This is a genomic window from Bacillus sp. SYZHCR11, assembly GCF_057196865.1.
The window spans coordinates 1,361,202-1,378,647 of record NZ_JBXUND010000001.1; the positions used below are offsets into that span (position 1 = coordinate 1,361,202).

18 protein-coding genes are annotated in these 17,446 nt (G+C 47.4%); 5 read left to right on the top strand and 13 right to left on the bottom strand.

Translation table 11 applies throughout. The features are described 5' to 3' along the window. Nucleotide 1: 1 nt before the first annotated feature. From AC2CGA_RS06270 to AC2CGA_RS06300, 7 genes are all read right to left on the bottom strand, one after another. On the bottom strand, nucleotides 2–829 hold the full coding sequence (locus AC2CGA_RS06270) for an MIP/aquaporin family protein (RefSeq protein ID WP_139885191.1): 828 nt from the start codon (nucleotides 827–829) through the stop codon (nucleotides 2–4). Nucleotides 830–1,001: 172 nt separating this feature from the next. After that, nucleotides 1,002–1,577: a glycerol-3-phosphate responsive antiterminator gene (locus AC2CGA_RS06275; RefSeq protein WP_003155344.1), complete on the bottom strand. Its 576-nt coding sequence runs from the start codon at nucleotides 1,575–1,577 to the stop codon at nucleotides 1,002–1,004. A gap of 16 nt (nucleotides 1,578–1,593) precedes the next feature. Next, nucleotides 1,594–2,946 carry an aspartate aminotransferase family protein gene (locus AC2CGA_RS06280; RefSeq protein ID WP_088005354.1) on the bottom strand — a complete coding sequence of 451 codons (1,353 nt, stop codon included), beginning with the start codon at nucleotides 2,944–2,946 and terminating at the stop codon, nucleotides 1,594–1,596. 242 nt (nucleotides 2,947–3,188) lie between these two features. Beyond that, entirely contained in the window at nucleotides 3,189–4,727 is a 1,539-nt protein-coding gene (locus AC2CGA_RS06285; protein WP_003155346.1) for a bifunctional GNAT family N-acetyltransferase/carbon-nitrogen hydrolase family protein, read from the bottom strand. Next, nucleotides 4,720–5,409, bottom strand: a complete 690-nt coding sequence (locus AC2CGA_RS06290; RefSeq protein WP_025852171.1) for an HAD family hydrolase — start codon at nucleotides 5,407–5,409, stop codon at nucleotides 4,720–4,722. Before AC2CGA_RS06290 ends, AC2CGA_RS06285 begins: the two co-directional genes overlap by 8 nt. A 127-nt stretch (nucleotides 5,410–5,536) precedes the next feature. After that, nucleotides 5,537–5,959: a CBS domain-containing protein gene (locus AC2CGA_RS06295; RefSeq protein ID WP_003155348.1), complete on the bottom strand. Its 423-nt coding sequence runs from the start codon at nucleotides 5,957–5,959 to the stop codon at nucleotides 5,537–5,539. 130 nt (nucleotides 5,960–6,089) lie between these two features. Further along, the gene (locus tag AC2CGA_RS06300; protein ID WP_003155349.1) at nucleotides 6,090–6,485 is read right to left on the bottom strand and encodes a DUF5365 family protein; all 396 of its coding nucleotides are present in this window, start codon (nucleotides 6,483–6,485) and stop codon (nucleotides 6,090–6,092) included. A 109-nt stretch (nucleotides 6,486–6,594) separates the two neighbouring features. Here AC2CGA_RS06300 and AC2CGA_RS06305 point away from each other — a divergent pair, with 109 nt between their 5' ends. Continuing rightward, nucleotides 6,595–7,503 (top strand): RluA family pseudouridine synthase, encoded by a 909-nt coding sequence (locus AC2CGA_RS06305; protein ID WP_003155350.1) that lies wholly within the window; start codon nucleotides 6,595–6,597, stop codon nucleotides 7,501–7,503. Here AC2CGA_RS06305 and AC2CGA_RS06310 read toward each other — a convergent pair. Next, nucleotides 7,500–8,096 (bottom strand): class D sortase, encoded by a 597-nt coding sequence (locus AC2CGA_RS06310; protein ID WP_003155352.1) that lies wholly within the window; start codon nucleotides 8,094–8,096, stop codon nucleotides 7,500–7,502. The two genes, AC2CGA_RS06305 and AC2CGA_RS06310, sit on opposite strands and share 4 nt — an antisense overlap. Further along, entirely contained in the window at nucleotides 8,093–10,147 is a 2,055-nt protein-coding gene (locus AC2CGA_RS06315; protein ID WP_139885190.1) for a 5'-nucleotidase C-terminal domain-containing protein, read from the bottom strand. The genes AC2CGA_RS06310 and AC2CGA_RS06315 overlap by 4 nt, the downstream gene beginning before the upstream one ends. A gap of 192 nt (nucleotides 10,148–10,339) precedes the next feature. On the opposite strand from AC2CGA_RS06315, the gene AC2CGA_RS06320 reads away from it, so the two are divergent. Then, a complete protein-coding gene (locus tag AC2CGA_RS06320; RefSeq protein ID WP_014304688.1) occupies nucleotides 10,340–11,005 on the top strand; it encodes a spore coat protein in 666 nt (221 codons plus the stop codon). Here AC2CGA_RS06320 and AC2CGA_RS06325 read toward each other — a convergent pair. Then, the gene (locus AC2CGA_RS06325; RefSeq protein ID WP_003155360.1) at nucleotides 10,965–11,909 is read right to left on the bottom strand and encodes a hypothetical protein; all 945 of its coding nucleotides are present in this window, start codon (nucleotides 11,907–11,909) and stop codon (nucleotides 10,965–10,967) included. The two genes, AC2CGA_RS06320 and AC2CGA_RS06325, sit on opposite strands and share 41 nt — an antisense overlap. 120 nt (nucleotides 11,910–12,029) lie before the next feature. Beyond that, on the bottom strand, nucleotides 12,030–12,569 hold the full coding sequence (locus AC2CGA_RS06330; protein WP_003155362.1) for a YhcN/YlaJ family sporulation lipoprotein: 540 nt from the start codon (nucleotides 12,567–12,569) through the stop codon (nucleotides 12,030–12,032). A gap of 144 nt (nucleotides 12,570–12,713) precedes the next feature. Here AC2CGA_RS06330 and AC2CGA_RS06335 point away from each other — a divergent pair, with 144 nt between their 5' ends. After that, nucleotides 12,714–13,286, top strand: coding sequence for a hypothetical protein (locus AC2CGA_RS06335; RefSeq protein ID WP_048368058.1), 573 nt, complete (start codon nucleotides 12,714–12,716; stop codon nucleotides 13,284–13,286). A 67-nt stretch (nucleotides 13,287–13,353) separates the two neighbouring features. On the opposite strand, the gene AC2CGA_RS06340 is transcribed toward AC2CGA_RS06335, so the two are convergent. Then, complete coding sequence (locus AC2CGA_RS06340) at nucleotides 13,354–14,745, bottom strand: L-cystine transporter (protein ID WP_003155366.1); 1,392 nt, start codon at nucleotides 14,743–14,745, stop codon at nucleotides 13,354–13,356. A 151-nt stretch (nucleotides 14,746–14,896) separates the two neighbouring features. On the opposite strand from AC2CGA_RS06340, the gene AC2CGA_RS06345 reads away from it, so the two are divergent. Then, nucleotides 14,897–15,976: a GGDEF domain-containing protein gene (locus AC2CGA_RS06345; protein WP_484480148.1), complete on the top strand. Its 1,080-nt coding sequence runs from the start codon at nucleotides 14,897–14,899 to the stop codon at nucleotides 15,974–15,976. Between the two features lie 16 nt (nucleotides 15,977–15,992). Here AC2CGA_RS06345 and AC2CGA_RS06350 read toward each other — a convergent pair whose 3' ends face one another. After that, the gene (locus AC2CGA_RS06350) at nucleotides 15,993–16,823 is read right to left on the bottom strand and encodes a MetQ/NlpA family ABC transporter substrate-binding protein (RefSeq protein ID WP_003155368.1); all 831 of its coding nucleotides are present in this window, start codon (nucleotides 16,821–16,823) and stop codon (nucleotides 15,993–15,995) included. A gap of 381 nt (nucleotides 16,824–17,204) precedes the next feature. Between AC2CGA_RS06350 and cspB the strand changes: the two genes are divergently transcribed. Beyond that, nucleotides 17,205–17,405, top strand: coding sequence for a cold shock-like protein CspB (gene cspB / locus AC2CGA_RS06355; RefSeq protein ID WP_003155376.1), 201 nt, complete (start codon nucleotides 17,205–17,207; stop codon nucleotides 17,403–17,405). Nucleotides 17,406–17,446 lie beyond the last annotated feature (41 nt).

Consider the following 17,446-nt stretch of genomic DNA (forward strand, 5'->3'; position numbering starts at 1 on the left):
TTTAAATATATTCAGAATTTGATAATGTTTTCTGTGATTGAGATTTCTTGGTATAAATATAGAGTATGAAAAGCATTACAACCATTATAACGCTTACAAACCAAAAGCTAGGTGTCACATTTCCTTTAAACGCGGCATTGTAAAATACGCCGCCGAACGCACCGCCCATGATCGGACCGATTACGGGAATCCAGGCATATTTCCAATTTGACGGCCCTTTTTTCGGGATCGGCAGAAAGGCGTGAGCGATTCTCGGCCCCAAATCCCGCGCAGGGTTGATCGCATATCCGGTCGTCCCTCCAAGAGAAATCCCGATGGCAACGATGAGGAATCCGACAATCAGCGGGTTCAGCCCTTTTGTAAATTCATTCGCTCCGATTGCCAAAATGCCGAGCACAAGCACAAACGTACCAATGACTTCACTTATCATATTCCCAAATGTATGGGGAATACTCGGGCCGGTCGAGAAAACGCCCAGTTTAGCGGCCGGATCATCCGTCGCCTTCCAATGCGGCAGATAATGAAGGTACACAACAACCGCACCGATCATTGCTCCGATCATCTGTCCCGCAATATAAACAGGGACGTCTTTCCAAGGAAAGCTGCCTTCAAGCGCAAGGCCTATCGTTAAAGCCGGATTCAAGTGAGCGCCGCTGATGCTGCCGACGGCATATGCCGCCATGGCTACTCCCAATCCCCAGCCGAATACAATAACAATCCATCCGGATTGGTATGAAAGCGATTTCTTTAAGTTGACTCCCGCACAAACGCCGCCGCCGAAAATAACAAGCAGCATTGTACCGATTACTTCTCCCCAAAATGCTGTCATCATCATTCCTCCTAAATGACAAAATAGCAGGTTTGACAGAGTTATAGAGAATAAAAAACCCACAACAAACCGCTTTACGCTTTATTGCTTCCGTAAAGAGCTGTTGTGGGTCTCCGGGTCTCCATCACATAGTATTAACCTAGGTCTATTGTAACAATGGGTGTAAGCGGTGTCAATCTTTTTTTGTCATAGAATGTTCATATTTAGCCCATAGTTCGGTGTCTGAAGTCGTCACGGCCGTGGCTCCTGCCTGCAAGGCGTTTTCAACGTCCTGCTCCGTGCGGATGAAGCCGCCGGCAAAAATCGGAATCCCCGTCATTTCTTTAATTTCTCTGATTAAAGTCGGAACGATGCCCGGGAGAACCTCGATAAAGTCAGGCTTATGCTTTCCGACGAATTCCATGCTTTTCTCCATGGCGCTCGTATCCAAGAGAAACAGACGCTGGATCGCGTATATTTTCTTTTGTTTCGCTTTGACGATGACGGCGGATCTCGTCGAAATGATGCCCGCGGGCCGGATGTCCTGACAAATGAACTCCGCACCGTATTCGTCATGCTTAATGCCGTGAATTAAATCGACGTGAACCATCAGAAGTTTTCCGTGTTTTTTCGCTTCATTCACGACACCTTTTAATTGACCGAGGTGGATATCTAAAATGACGCCGTATAAGAACGGACTCTCTAAAAATGCATCGAATTGCTTCATGTTCCGGATAGCCGGTAGAATCTTCTGGTTGTGAAAACTCATGTTTTACTCCTTTACTTTAAAAATCAATGCTCAGCACGCTTTCCTTGACGGTCGAAATGATGAAAGAGAGCTCCTCGTCGGACAGGCAAAAAGGCGGAGACAGCTGAATGACATTATTATATCCCGCTACAGTATCACCATTTTTCCCGACAAGCAGGCCTTTTTCTCTGCACGCGGTGATGACGTGCTGCACAAGAGCGGCATCAGCGGGTTCCTTCGTGATTTTGTCCTTGACGAGCTCAATGCCGGCAAGAAGGCCTTTGCCCCGTACATCGCCGACCGCCGGATGTTCTTTGAGCGGCTCAAGCTCACGGAGCAGACGTTCTCCAAGCTCCCGGGAGCGGGCGATCAGATTTTCGTCCTCCATTAATTGCAGGTTTTTCAAAGCAAGGGCGCAGGCTGCCGGATTGCCTCCGAATGTATTCACGTGCCGGAAGCGGCCGTACGGCTCACCGCCCGAATACGCCTCAAAAATCTCCCGTTTTACTGCCGTTGCCGACAGCGGCAGATAAGCGCTCGTAATGCCTTTTGCCATTGTGACGATGTCCGGTGAAACGCCGTAATGCTGAAATCCGAACGGCTCTCCCGTGCGGCCGAAACCGCAAATAACTTCATCACTGATCAGAAGCGCGCCGTGGCGGCGGCAAATGTCCTCTACCTTTGCCATATACCCGTCCGGGGGCATCAGTATCCCTCCGCCTGTAATAATCGGTTCCATAATAACGCCGGCAATCGTTTCGCTTAACTCCCACGTCATGATCCGGTCGATTTCATGCGCGCTTTCCAATGTGACGGCATCGCCGGGATTCCGATAAAGATCAGGCGGCGCCGCGTGCAAAAAACCTTGTGAGAGCGGCTCATATTTATATTTTCTCTGCGCCTGGCCGGTAGCGGCGAGCGCCCCCATCGTATTGCCGTGATAGCCTCTGTACCGGGAGATGAATTTGAAGCGGCTGTGATCGCCGTTTTCAATGTGGTATTGGCGGGCAATTTTGAACGCGGTTTCATTTGCTTCCGATCCGCTGTTGGAAAAGAAGATTACATAATCGCCGCCGAGCCATTCATTCAGTTTTTCCGCAAGCTCAATCGCGGGTTGATGGCTTTGGGTCAGCGGATAATAAGGAAGCTCCTTCAATTGGCTGTAAGCCGCATCGGCAAGCTCCTTTCTCCCGTATCCGATATTGACGCACCACAAACCTGACATGCCGTCCAAATACCGTCTGCCGTCAATGTCCGTAACCCAGGCGCCTTCCCCTTTTTGGACGATTATGCTGTCATCCGGCTCCGCCCCTTTCATCGCGTGCCAAATCAGCTCTTTATCCTTTTGTTTGAGTGACTGATTTTTTTGTACATGTTCCACACCGCTCATCTCCCTTTCAATATCATTGCACTGTATCGAAAGCTGCCCGGCTTCTGACGCCGATTCTCATGGTGAAGTTTTCCTCTTAATAAGAATATAAAGGCGCGGCATGGGCGAGTCAATAAAGCGGCGGCAATTAAAAAAACGCTTTCTCCCAGAAAGCGAAAGGGCTACAAGAGCATATCCCGAAACCGGGGCCGGTGCAAGTGTTTTTATAAAAAAACCCGCCCTTAAGCGGAGCGGGCGTTTTTTTATTTCAGATGCGTAATCCGGTAAATGTCTTTGCGCCGGTCTTTCAGCTGGCGCACGGTTCCGTTTTCACGCTGCCTTCTTAAGATTTCAAGGTCCACGTCCCCGATCACGACCATTTCGATATTCGGATTCGTTTCACCGACGATTCCGTCTCTGGCGAATTCAAAATCAGACGGAGCAAAAATGGCTGACTGCGCGTATTGAATATCCATATTTTCTGTTTGCGGCAGGTTTCCGACCGTACCTGAGATGACGGTGTAAATTTGGTTTTCAACCGCTCTCGCCTGAGAGCAGTACCTTACGCGCAAATAGCCTTGGCGGTCTTCAGTGCAGAACGGCGTAAAGATAATTTTCGCCCCTTGATCCGCGGCAATTCTCGCAAGCTCCGGAAATTCGATATCGTAACAGATCTGAATGGCGATCTTTCCGCAGTCCGTATCAAATACGCGCACCCTGTCTCCGGCGCTGATGCCCCACCATTTCCGCTCATTCGGCGTAATGTGAAGCTTATATTGTTTTTCAATCGTGCCGTCACGTCTGAATAAGTAGGCGATGTTATAAATTTTCCCCTCTTCTTCAACGAAGTGGGAGCCGCCGATAATGTTCACATTATATTTCACCGCGAGATCTGTAAAGAGGCTGATATAGTCCTCGGTATATTCGGTAATCCTCTGAATGGCCAGACTCGGAGAACGCTCTTCGAGAAATGACATGAGCTGCGTCGTGAAAATCTCCGGAAATACCGCGAAATCAGATCTCGCATCTGAAGCCACATCGACATAATATTCAACCTGATTGGCAAATTCCTCGAAAGAATAAATCTTTTTCATTTCATATTGAATGACGCAGATGCGCACCGGAAATGCCGATTTGTAATAGCGCTTTGACTGCGGCAGATAATCGACATTGTTCCATTCCATTAATGTCGCATATTTAATGGACGCGGTGTCATCCGGGAGATAATTCGGATTGATCCGCATGAGCGTAAATCCGTTCATCAGCTGGAAAGAAAGCACCGGGTCATAAATCTGATGGCGCGTCACCTGTTCGACATAGGCTCTCGCCGTCATTTCTTCCGCATACTTATGATAATTCGGAATCCGCCCGCCGATAATGATGCTTTTCAGATTCAATCGTCTCGCCAAGTCTTTTCTCGCCTCATACAGCCGGTGTCCGATTTTCATCCGCCTGTATTCCGGGTGAACCATTACCTCAATCCCGTACAGATTCAATCCGTCCGGGTTGTGGTTCGTGATATAACCGTCGTCTGTAATGTCCTGCCACGTGTGGCGGTCATCATATTCATCGAAATTGATGATCAGGCTTGAGCATGAACCGATAATTTCCCCTTCATACTCGGCGCAAAACTGACCTTCCGGAAAGTGCGCGAGATGGCTGATTAAATGCTCAGGCTCCCACGGCTCCATCCCCGGAAAACAATCCTTTTGCAGCTCAATAATTTTGTTGATATCTTTCTCTTCCATATTCCGTATGACCATTTTCTTTTCAAAACGGGTCAGATCAAGTTTCTCAGACAATGCTGCTTCCCCCTGCCGGTTCGTTTTGATCGTTCAATCGCTGTAAGAGTAATTCAAGTTCCATTTCCGCCATCGATTCCAGTCTGTGATCGTATTCTTTAAATAACAGGGCGCTCGTTACCTTATTCGGCACGATGACACATTTCATGCCGGCGCGTTTGGCTGCGATTGAGCCGTTGACCGAATCCTCAAAGGCAAGACATTCAGAAGGTTCAACGCCTAAATGTTCCGCAGCTTTCAGATAGAGCTCCGGATTGGGCTTCACTTCTTCTACGTCGTCAGCCGTCTGAATCACTTCAAATTCATCAAACAGGCCTAATTCCTTCAGATGGCCCGACACCCATTTAAAATCTGAGCTGGAAGCGAGCCCCACCTTCAACCCTAATTCTTTTGCCGCGGCTAAATAAGCCTCCACTCCGGGACGCGCCGTTTCCGTCTTCATCCGCTGTTCGAAGCGCCCGCGCCTGATCGCCGTCAGTTCATCATGATCGAGCTTTCTTCCCAGCTGCTCCTCTAAATATGCGAACGGCTTAAACCCCGCCGCCGTTCCGATCACCTTTCCCCAGACGGATAAAGGCAATGTTGAACCGTGTTCCTCAAACATTTCCTGCAGCACTTCATATTCATGGGTTTCTGTATCTAAAATTAACCCGTCAAAATCAAAGATTAATGCTTTTATCAATGGTTACAGCTCCTTTAGCTAAACGTACTGACCTATGTATACACTATACCGTGAATTTCTTTTGCATTCAAAATGTAACATTCTCACGGAAAGAAGAGCCTGCATGAGTGCAAGCTCTCTTCATCCGTTACTGTGTGTTTTGACTGGAAATATTGGAAAGAGCCGCTCCCGCAGACTCATTTGAACGCTGATCGACCGCTAAGTCTCCAAGCGCAACGATCCCGACCAGATGATTTTGATCGACAATGGGAAGGCGGCGGATTTGGTGTTGGGCCATCAGATGTGACGCCTCTTCAAGACTCATTTCCGGGTTTCCGGATACAACTTGAGAAGACATCACGTGTGAAACAGGTGTTTGGCCGTCGCGGCCTTGAGCCGTTGTTCTCAATGCGATATCACGGTCTGTCAGCATTCCTTTTAATTCCCCTCCGTCAACGACGGGAATTGCTCCGACATTATGCTGGTGCATCAGCGCAGCCGCTTCCTGGATCGTTTGGTTGGGAGAAACGGTAGCCACGTGGGTAGTCATTGATTGTTTGATTGAACTCATTGTAAAGCACCCCTTTCGCATTTTATTATGCTCGGGGATTTGACTCATTATAAAGGGAGTTAGAGGAAAGAAATTGTGGTATCATGTCAAGGAAGCAAAAAAGAGCCTGTCAAAAGGCTCTTTATACCCGTCAGATCAGCCTTCTGTGACCGCAGGCTTCTGATCCGGCCCCTGTCTCGAAATCATCATAGGTAAAGGGAAAATTCATTCCGCATTCATTCAGCAAAGCGCAATTTTTATCAAACAGCGCCCGCTCTTTGACGTCATATACGGGGTGCGGCTTTGACAGCATGATATGTACCGTTTGCAGACAAGCCATAATTTGAAACGCTTCTTTTAAAGTTCCTTGGTAACGTTGGTTTTGTAAAGACAATACGCCCCTTTTTTTTAAGCGCTGAATTTCCAGTTCGGAGAAATAAAGAGGAAAGACATTTTGAAACAATTCAGAGGAAAGCTCTTGTATCGCGCTTTCTTGTCCGTCAGTCGCTGCGTTCACAATTCTCACATCAATCACCTTTCTTGCCATGTGAATATCCTTAATCTTTATCAAGAATAGCATAGAAAAAAACGCGAAAGCTAAGGTAAGTGTTTCCTATTGAAACAGCCGCTTTCCGCTTGAAAAGGAGCTTTATGATATGAAACAAAATGACCGCGGTCTGGAACTCCTGATTACGGAAAAACACGCCGGACAATGGCTGTTTTCAGTCCTGAAATCTGAATTCCAGGCGTCAAAACCCGTGATAACGGAATGGATGAACCAAAAAAGCATTCAGGTGAATCGGACATCCCCGAAAAACAACATCATACTGAAAACCGGAGACCGCTTATTCATTGATCTTCAGGAAAAAACGGGTTCTTCGGTGATTCCTGAATACGGAGAGCCGGACATTTTATTTGAGGACAGTCATATGCTGATTGCAAATAAGCCGGCGGGAATGCCGACTCATCCAAATGAAGAGGGTCAGACCGGAACCCTCAGCAACCTGATCGCTTACCATTTTCAAATCAACGGCGAACAGGCGAAAGTGCGCCACGTTCACCGTCTTGACCGTGACACTTCAGGCGCGGTCGTTTTCGCGAAACACCGCCTGGCCCATGCAATCCTTGACCGTCAGCTCGAAACCAAAACATTAAAACGCACCTATATCGCCGCGGCGGAAGGAAAAGTCACGCCGAAAAAAGGCACGGTTGACTCGCCGATCGGCCGCGACAGGTCACATTCCGTCAGACGGCGCGTCTCACCCGGCGGACAAGCCGCCGTCACCCATTACAAAGTGAAAGGCTATCATCCCGGTGCGCAGCTTACATTGGCAGAGCTTGAACTGGAAACCGGGAGAACACATCAAATCAGGGTGCATATGGCAAGCATCGGCCATCCATTGGCGGGCGATGACCTGTACGGCGGAAGCAGGGCGCTGTTTCACAGGCAGGCGCTTCACGCCAAAAAAGTCAGTGTCGTCCATCCGATCTCAGGAGAAGAAATCGTTGCCGAGGCACCGATGCCGGCTGATCTTGCTCATTTTACCGAAACGTATTTTTCTTAAACCGGGTCGGCATATATAATATATCGTTTCGGCGCATTTCCAATGTAAGAAAACGGATAGCAAGTGGTCAGGATCAGTTCCTCCCGCTTGTGTTGAAGGGTGATGACAGACGTATCATCCCGGCTGACGATTTTTGTACGGCTGATTTTATAAGAAAACGTGCCGTAAGACAAAATCACGTTCAGTCTGTCTCCTTTTTTCAGTTCGCCGGTCCGGCGGAACACCGTGTCCCTGTGGCCGGATAACACAATTTGGCCGTGATCGCCAGGATAATAGCTGTCCTTATAATGTCCGACGCCTTTTGCTAAGTCATCTGCGTCAGTCCCTTCGACGATCGGGAGCTCAGCGTCAATTTCAGGGATTTCTAAAATGCCGCTTGCCTCACCCGTTTCGGGGTGAAATTCTTTTTTGCGCTGTGCCTGCACAGCGCTTTTTGTTTCGTTCTTTTCCAAGACAGGTTCTGTTGCTTTTTTTGCTTCTTCAAGCGATTGGTTCGTTTTCATATGTGAATCAATGATCTTCCAGCTTCCGTAACATGTGATGATAACACCTGCGATGATGACGAGAAGCGGAATATGTTTCAGTTTGTTCATCGTGTGCGGGTTCCCCTTTTCTTTCTGAAAAGCCAATATACGCCGGCACCCGTGATCACCAGGCCGGCCAATGCCGTCTGATGGCTGCCCGCTGAAGTATCAGGCAATGGGCGGCCTTTTTGTGTGCCGCTTTCAGTCTGTTCTGTGCTTTGTTCCGAATCTGCGGCAGACGCCGTACGGGATTCGGGAATTGACTGCATTGTATCAGATGCTGCTTCTTTTACGACAGGACGTTTAGGTTTTTTGGTTTGATCAGGCTGTTCTGCTGCATCCGGTTTTTTAGCGGGTTTTTCCGTTTGAGGTTTTTCTCCTTTATCAGGCCCGGTGCTGCCCGGTGTTTCCCCGCTTCCCGGCTGATTGCCGGGGTCATCAGGTGTTTCGGCGTCTGATGCCGTGCGGATGCGGCCGTCGGTTTGATAAGAAATCGGTGCGGAAAAGCTTTTGACATAGTCTACTGTCGCTTCCAAATCCTCAGGCCCCGTCACCGGATTCTTGCCGAGTTTCCCGATCGGACCGTATTTTGCCCCCGATGCCGTCGCCATAAATTGATTGACTGTTACTGTATATCCTTTTTCGGGCTGTATGTCTGTACCGTCCGCCATTTTCATATCCGCCGCTTGTCCGGTTTCCGGGTTCCATGTATAGGAAAATCCGCTGATGCTGTAATCCGGTCCGTACACCGGAGAAATTTGCGCGTTGATGATCTCCCGCAAATCTTTTCCTTTGATTTCAAGCTTCGTCAGCACATTGCCGAACGGCTGTACATTATAAAGATCTCCCCATGTGATCGGCCCTTTTTTTATGCCGTCCCGGATGCCTCCCCCATTCATAAGCGCAAAATCGGATTTCATCTTCGCTTTCATACCGTCGGCAATCAGATTTCCGAGCGCCGTGTCGCCGTCATTTGAATACCCGCCCGTTATATCATGGGCCGCTTCCCCGACCGCTTCGCTGATAATCGGTTTCACTTTCTCTTCATATTTGCTTAATATGCCTGCCGCATCCGGATCAGGCTTGATTTTACTTTGATCGATATATTGGATTTCCGCTGATTTTTTCACGATATCCTTCGATTCTTTATCTAGTTCGAGATCGGCGATTCCGATTGCTTTTCCGTATTCAAATGCCTGCACGATCAGCTTGCCGTTGATTTCTCCGTTTACGACTTTATGATTGTGCGCGGCGAAAATCACGTCAATCTCTGAGTCTGTTCCGCTTGCAAGCTTTGCGGATTCTCCCGTGATGGCTGAGCCATTTTGTTCAGCAGACATATGGGCGAGCACGGCGATTGCTTTAATTCCTTTTTTCTTCAGGTCTGCGGCGGCGTCATTGACGGCCTTTACCTCATCCGTAAACGTAATATTTTTAATTCCGTCCGGGATGACCATGCCTGCCGCCGATCTGGTTACAACCCCGATAAATGCGACCGGAATTCCGGAAACGTATTTGATTTCATACGGCGGCAGAAAGGACTCCCCTGACTTCAATTTACAGTTGGCGCAGACGAGCGGGAAATTTTGGCCGTCATAACCGCTTGTCCCCTTACCGTCCGGATGATCTCCTCCATTGATGATCCGTTTAAGCTCATTCGTTCCTTCATCGAATTCGTGATTGCCGACAGTTCCGACATCAAAACCGATGTCTTCCATCAGTTCTACTGTCGGTTCATCCTGAAAAAGGGCTGACACGGGAGAGCTGCCCCCGATCATATCGCCCGCATGCACGACAAAGGCGTGTTCTTTCTCGGCTTTCGCCTTTTTAATGTACGCGGCGGCGTAGTCCATCCGTCCGAAAGTGCCATCCGGTTTACCGTCTCCGTTAAGGTCAAGCTCATATTGCTGATCAATTTTTCCGTGCAGATCATTCATGCTGATGATTCTGAGCGGGATACGGCCGGAGTCTTCAGTCTGCCGTTCTTTATACGCTTTATCCGTTCCAGCTTCATTCAGTGATCCGGCTTGTCCGATTGCTTCCGCTTCTTTCACGCTGAACATCATAAAACAAACCGTCAGCAAACAGCACGAAAGACGCAAACCCCTTTTTTTCTTCATTCATTTCCCCCCTGTCTTCTAAGAAATACGTTAGCTTATTTTCTTAAAAATCACATCACTTTTTTGTAAAGATTGTCTTCGCTGGCGCAAAATAGTAAATAATCCCCACGTAACGAAATAAGTCTTGATGTATAACGGATCGGCTTTTTTCACATCTTAAATGTGATTTGACATGAAGGAGGAAAACAACCAGTGGAACAGCAGCAGAATCAGCAGCAGCCGCCAGTAAATCAGGGGATTCCGGGTTCACCGCAAGTGAATCACGGAGGACATGAGCTTTTCGATATGCATGAAGTGCTGGCCGGAACAGTCGGCGTTTTGGATCAATTTATGATGCTCAGACAGTTTATACAGGATCAGCAGCTGGCCGACATTCTTGACCGCCAGTATCAATTCATTCTCGGACTCTATAATCTGACGGCAGAATGCTTTAAGACCGGCCAAAAGCCTTCTCAGGAAACGTCGACATATATGATGGAGGAACAGAACCAGGCCGTCTACGGTATAAAACCGACTCAGCCGAAAAAACCGAATCAATCATTAAATGATGTCAAAGATCTCGGAATAAGCGGCCATATGCTCGGCCTGATTAAAGCTCAAGCTTCTCTCTTGACGATGAGCTCGCTTGAAATGACCAATCCCGTCACAAGAAGAGTGCTCTCCGCCCAAATTCAGCAATATGTCGAAATGGCGTATGAAATCTTCTTATACCAAAACAAACACGGTTATTATCAGGTTCCTCAGCTCAATGCACAAGATATGCAGACCATGCTGAATTCATTTGCGCCGGCGCAGGGACAGCCGCAAATGCCTCCGATTAAAGGACAAATGGGACAGCAGCAGCAAAACCTCCATTAATGAAAAAAACGGCGTTGGAAACCTGACTCTCCAATGCCGTTTTCTTTTTTTCATATGCTTTTGTGAAATCATGTTCAAATTGCTTCAGGCTTTCTTTCGTAGCTGCTTCAAAGCCTTTTTCAAAATCCTGTGTTTCGGCGGTTTTATTGATAATGGTTAAGATAATGCCTTCTCCGAATGTTTCGGTTAAATCCTTTATCATATAGAAACTTTGCAAATAAACATCCGTTTCATATTCCATACGCGATTTCTGCCATTTTCGGTCGGTCGTTAATTGATCAAACGGCACGACGGAAAATGCAATCGGATCAATGACCACATCATAATGCGCAACCCACTCGCTCAGCCCCTCATGAAACCAAAGCGGAAATACAGACGTATCCGTCCCCAATTGACGCGTTTTTTGATGAAATGCGTAGTGTGTATATTCATGTATAATCAATTGCTTATACATGAAAACGGCCAGCTCATCTTTTTTCAAAAGCTGTTTTTTCTCTTCTGGCAAAAGCCCCATCATCTGCTCCTGCTCTGAATAAAAACCGACTACATTTTTCAATCCTGAGTATTGCTCCATTTCAGCTTCATCCGAAAAGAAAATGAGTTCAAGAGGCGCCGCTCCTTTATAGCCGACAATGATTTGGTTGATACGCTTTGCGTGGTCCAGCGTAAGCTTGGTCAGATCCAAGAGCGGCTTTTCATCCGCCGTATAGTAAATCGCTGTATGTTTGTAAATTTCTTTATTCATGTGTTCAGTCACTTGTTCCTTCGTCGGAACAGAGCGGCTGTTTTGGCCTGACAGGACGTACATCATACTTACTGAAACGGCTGAACTGACAGCCAATATGACAAGGACTCCGCACAGGATCAGAGTGAATGCCGCCCGTTTCCCCATGCCGTCACGCAAACAAGCTCCCCTCCCCGATCCTTTAATTTTCATCTCATTCTTTACTTTATGCTCAGAAGCGCTGGGTCGTGACGGCAGATAAAATAAAAAAGCCGCAGCAAATGCGGCTTTTCCATTCATTTATTTATTGGGGTTTGGGAATACACGCTGCACCATTTGGCCGAATTCATCAAACAGTCCGGATACCGGGTGGCCGTTTTGGATTCGTTTTCCGTAGCCTTGCATACGTTCAACGAAGTCCGGGTTTGCTGATACATATACAGTCCGGACATGTTTATCGGCTGATTTCACCTTATCGGTAATCTTATTTTTCAAATGGTTGGCGATGGCGCCTTTTTGTCCGTTTGTCAGAACAACGGCTACATAAGCGCTGTTTCCGGCAACGATCACAGTCGCATTTTTAACTTCTTTTAAATCAGTCACCTTGTCGGCGGCTTTATCAGCCACTCTCAGGTTACGGTTGTCATTGTGATCGGTGTTTTGGTTATGACGGTTCACTGTATTCATATTTGTCGCACCGTCGTTAGGTGTGTTGCGGTAATTTACATTCTGGGTGCGGTTGTCATTTCGTTTTCCTTCTCCCTGGTTCCCCATACTGCACCCTGCGGTAATCAGCATCGGCAGAAGAAGGGCAGAAATAACTGCTTGTTTTTTTATCATGTGAATTCCTCCTTTCTCACTTTACGTATAGGTTTTTCTATTCGGCGGGATTTATGCACGCCGTTTGCATTCTGAGCGGTTTGGATAAATATCAGAAGGATAGGGAAAGGTAAGCGTAATCAATTGAATGAGGAGGGATTTAACTTGTTCAGACAAAAAAGCGGCATCAGCCCGACAGCGCTGCTGATCGGATCATCGATTCTGATTGCAGCTTTATCACCCGAAATCCGTCGAAAAATCTCCGGAATGGTTTCAGGCCGAATGCAGCATAAAGATGGTACACGCTCCATGCAGCCTGCTGACCTGATTCAACAGGCTTTCAGCGGGGAATCCGGCGGACAGCAGCACACGGACAAACCACGGCATTCACAAACAGGCTCCATGCAGCCTGCCGAGCTGATCAAACAGGCTTTCGGCGGGGAATCCGGCGGACAGCAGCACACGGACAAACCACGGCATTCACAAACAGGCTCCGTGCAGCCTGCCGAGCTGATCAAACAGGCTTTCGGCGGGGAATCCGGCGGACAGCAGCATGAGCAGACTTCCCGCAATCACTCCGGCTCATCCCATACGGACGGACAGGCAGACCGCAGTAAAGAAACTTCGCCGAAGCCTCACTATACCGAGCCGATTCACTTCGAAGAAAGCGCGGTAAATGTTTTAAATGACAGCACCGTGATGAATATGCTGGAAGAAATTGAACCCGGAAATCATTAGAAACGAAAAAATCCTTCATTCGTTCAACGATGAAGGATTTTTCGTTTTAGCGCTATCTGCTTTTTTATTAAGCTTCTTCAGCTTCAATGACGATTGAGGAATCATTGTACACCGCGGTATCGGTTTCCTTCGTCATTTTACTTGTTAACAGCCCTGCGGTCATACTGCCGCTGACATTTAAGGCGGTACGCCCCATGTCAATTAACGGCTCAATTGAAATGAGCAGCCCGGCAAGCGCGACAGGCATGTTCAAAGCGGATAGGACGAGCAGAGCCGCAAATGTCGCGCCGCCCCCCACGCCTGCTACACCGAATGAACTGATTGCCACGATGGCGATGACGGAGATGATAAATCCCGGTTCAAAGGGGTTTTGCCCTACTGTCGGCGCAATCATCATCGCGAGCATCGCCGGGTAAATGCCGGCACAGCCGTTTTGACCGATCGATAAACCGAATGAACCGGCGAAGTTCGCAATTCCTTCAGGGACGCCCATGCTTTTTTGCGTTTTAATATTAAGCGGCAAAGCCCCTGCGCTTGAACGGGACGTAAACGCAAACACCATGACAGGAAATGCTTTTTTCACGTATGTGATCGGATTTAAACCGCTGAACGTAATCAGCAGCAGGTGAATGATAAACATGACGATAAGCGCGGCGTATGAAGCGATCACAAACATCCCCAGTTTCGCAATGCTGTCGATATCGCTTGTCGCGATCGTCTTTGTCATAATCGCCAATACCCCGTAAGGCGTCAATCTTAAAATTAACGTCACGACGCGCATAATAATCGCGTATACCGCATCGACAATTCCGCTGAACGTCGCAGCGTGCTCCGGCTGCTTCCGTTTCACGCCCAGAAAAGCGATGCCGAGGAAAGCGGCGAAAATAACGACTCCGATGGTGGAAGTCGGTCTGGCTCCCGTGAAATCAAGAAACGGATTTCCCGGCAGAAGCTCAACGATTTGCTGAGGCAGCGTTTTGGCCGTCATATCCTCAGATTTTTGCTGCAGCTCCTGGCCTCTTGATAACTCGGTGCTTCCCTGGTCGATATGGACGGCTTTCAGATCAAAGGATAGCGCCGAAACAATTCCGACTGCCGCGGCAATTGCTGTCGTGGCGATCAAAATTCCGATGATCAGTCCGCTGATTTTCCCGATGTTATGGGTCAGCTTCAGCTTCGTAAATGCGCCGAGAATGGAAATAAAGACTAGCGGCATGACGATCATCTGAAGCAATTTGACATAACCGCCGCCGGCGATATTAAACCAATCGGCCGTTTGTGTCACGATATGTGATGCCGGCCCGTAAATCAATTGCAGTGCAAAACCGAATACAATGCCTAGTCCGAGCGCGGTAAAGACACGTTTAGAAAAGGAAACGTGTTTTTTTTGCATGACAAACAGACCTGCTATAAGCAAAAGCATAATAAAAACATGTAAGACTACAAATAAATTCTCCAAAACAGGTAAACACTCCCTTGCTCATTATCCTTTAACACTATATTATATCAATTCCGATCGGTCAAGTAAGGATTGACAATATATGTATTTTTATTGATTTTTCTCTTTTCTTTCCACCCTTTCTCTAGTAACTTATATAAGGGTGATTGTTATGCTGAAGGAACTGTTTCTTAATTTAACGATTTTAATCACATTTAATTATCTGTTCACCCTTCTTTTTAAAGAGTCCCTTTCGTATAAAGAAGACCGTCCGATGTTTCAATTACTGAAGGGGACGGTCTGCGGGCTTTTAGGGGTTTTTCTGATTGCTTTCGGCTTTTCTTACTCCGATTCCATCATTGATCTCAGAAATATCCCCATTATCATCGCCGCTCTTTACGGAGGCTGGGTGTCTACGGAAGCCGCCTTTGCGATTATCGTCGCAGGCCGTATCCTGATCAATTTCAATGCAAGCGCCATTTTTTCCATCGCCGCCGTCGGGGTTATTGCGATACTTTCTGCGGCCGTCCTCAGAGGAAAAAAGCCGGATCATAAAATGGCGTTCGTTATGCTGCTTTTTTCAAATGTTATTTTCACCTTGACGCTGCTGTTTCTTATGCCTGAACAGCCTGCCGGGGCCCTCGTTTATTATTGGCTCATTTCCATCTTGGGCGGAATGCTGTCACTGTATATCATCAAACACGAAGCCGATGCCCGCGTTTTGTTCAAGCAATACAAGTTTCAAGCGAATTATGATTTTCTGACGGGGATTTTTAATAAGAGAAAATTCGAGGAAGTCTCGCGCGTTCTGTACGATCGGACGTCTCAATCCCCCTCGTCTCAGCTCGCGCTTATTTATTTGGATATTGATCACTTTAAGCAGATCAATGATCAATACGGCCATTATGAAGGGGACCAAGTGCTGAAGGAACTGGGGGCGCGCCTGAGGTTCTTACTCAGCAGTTCTCATACGTCAGCCCGCATCGGCGGGGAAGAATTTGCCGTGCTTATGCCCAATTGCACGTATACAAAAGGGCTTCACCTCGCAGAGGAAATCAGGCACACGATTGACGCGAACCCGATTCTTCTGACGAGCGGAGATACAATTCCCGTGACCGTTTCCCTCGGCATCGCGCATTATCCGACAAATACACCGGACCCTCAGACATTGCCCCTGATCGCGGACCGGATGCTGTACAAAGCGAAAACATCAGGGCGCAATCAAGTGTGCAGCACTGAAAAAAAAGAATGATCGCCCGAAGAGGAAATCATTCTTTCTTTTCAGTGAGAAAGCCGCCCCTCAGGAAAACGGGAATCAGGCTGCCCTCATATTCTTTTTCAATCAACGCCGCGGTATCATCTGATTGATACAAAGACAGGAGTTTTTGCATCCGTTCATCATCTTTATCCTCAGCTCTGACGGCGATCAGATGAATATACGCTTCCTTCATTTGCGCCGATCGGATCAGCGCGTCCTTCTCCGCATGAAATCCTGCTTTTTTCGCCTCGCTTTGACTGAGAACTGCAGCGTCAGCATGTTCCGCCGCCTGATAGGCGTTCTTTTTTGTTTCCGTTTTTAAGGTCAGATGCTTCGGGTTGTCCTTGATCATATCCGTTGAACCCGTACCGGTGAATCCCTTTTTCAATGTAATCAGTCCGGCCTCCTGCATGAGAAAAAGCGCCCTGCCGAAGGCCGCCGCTTCATCAGGCACGGCAATGACCGCTCCGTCCGGTATATCCTTCAGCCGTTTATGTTGCTTGGAATACACCCCCAGCGATGCCGCATATGTCGTTCCTAAAGGAGCCAGCTTCTTTTTCACGTGAGGCGGCAAAGATTTAAAATTAGTAACGGATTGAAACGCATTGGCGTCGAGATCCCCGCCGGCAAGTGCCAAATCGGCCTCAGCATAATCCGAAAACGTTACCAAAGAAAGCTGCAATCCTTCCTCACCGGCTTTTTTCGCGACAAACTCCCAGATCGATTGATCAGATTCATTGATTCCGATAGTAATGGTCCGGTTCCCGTCAGGATAATCGCATGAAGTAAGTGACATGATCAAAATGAAAAGAAACAGACTGTTTATAAGCCGCAGATTCAAGTTGACCTACTCCCTATCTATTTTTATGTACAGAAGCTGCACCATGGTATTCGGGCTCATGATTACATACAATACCGATTAAAAAAAGGGTTGTCAATTGCTTCCTTAAGAGGCTGCAAAGCGGTTTTTATCAGCTGCAAATGGGCTGTTCTGGTCTCAAATCAGATTTCCGTATCAGAGCGTTTTCCTCTTAAAACATGTTATTTCGAAAAAAGTTACATTTAGCAGTTGTTTTTTCTTCGGATTACTGGTAGAGTAAAGGTAATTATTTTTGTTCGAACTATCTTTAAGAAGAAAGTTTTGTAAGAGTTTTCGTCTTGGAAGTTTGTTTTAGAGCAAGAATAGTGAATTTAAGCGTTTGTCGCTTTAGGAGGAAATTTCATGTTAGAAGGTAAAGTAAAATGGTTCAACTCTGAAAAAGGATTCGGATTCATCGAAGTAGAAGGTCAAGACGATGTATTCGTTCACTTCTCTGCTATTCAAGGCGAAGGCTTCAAAACTTTAGAAGAAGGCCAATCTGTTTCTTTCGAAATCGTTGAAGGAAACCGCGGACCACAAGCTGCTAACGTAACAAAAGCATAAATTGTTTAAAAAAACCTGCCGGTGTACGCCGGCAGGTTTTT

Excerpts from the sequence above, each read along its gene's own strand:
- AC2CGA_RS06270 (WP_139885191.1), bottom strand. The coding sequence starts at position 829 with ATGACAGCATTTTGGGGAGAAGTAATCGGTACAATGCTGCTTGTTATT.
- AC2CGA_RS06275 (WP_003155344.1), bottom strand. The coding sequence starts at position 1,577 with ATGAGTTTTCACAACCAGAAGATTCTACCGGCTATCCGGAACATGAAG.
- AC2CGA_RS06280 (WP_088005354.1), bottom strand. The coding sequence starts at position 2,946 with ATGAGCGGTGTGGAACATGTACAAAAAAATCAGTCACTCAAACAAAAG.
- AC2CGA_RS06295 (WP_003155348.1), bottom strand. The coding sequence starts at position 5,959 with ATGAGTTCAATCAAACAATCAATGACTACCCACGTGGCTACCGTTTCT.
- AC2CGA_RS06300 (WP_003155349.1), bottom strand. The coding sequence starts at position 6,485 with ATGGCAAGAAAGGTGATTGATGTGAGAATTGTGAACGCAGCGACTGAC.
- AC2CGA_RS06305 (WP_003155350.1), top strand. The coding sequence starts at position 6,595 with ATGAAACAAAATGACCGCGGTCTGGAACTCCTGATTACGGAAAAACAC.
- AC2CGA_RS06310 (WP_003155352.1), bottom strand. The coding sequence starts at position 8,096 with ATGAACAAACTGAAACATATTCCGCTTCTCGTCATCATCGCAGGTGTT.
- AC2CGA_RS06315 (WP_139885190.1), bottom strand. The coding sequence starts at position 10,147 with ATGAAGAAAAAAAGGGGTTTGCGTCTTTCGTGCTGTTTGCTGACGGTT.
- AC2CGA_RS06330 (WP_003155362.1), bottom strand. The coding sequence starts at position 12,569 with ATGATAAAAAAACAAGCAGTTATTTCTGCCCTTCTTCTGCCGATGCTG.
- AC2CGA_RS06345 (WP_484480148.1), top strand. The coding sequence starts at position 14,897 with ATGCTGAAGGAACTGTTTCTTAATTTAACGATTTTAATCACATTTAAT.
- cspB (WP_003155376.1), top strand. The coding sequence starts at position 17,205 with ATGTTAGAAGGTAAAGTAAAATGGTTCAACTCTGAAAAAGGATTCGGA.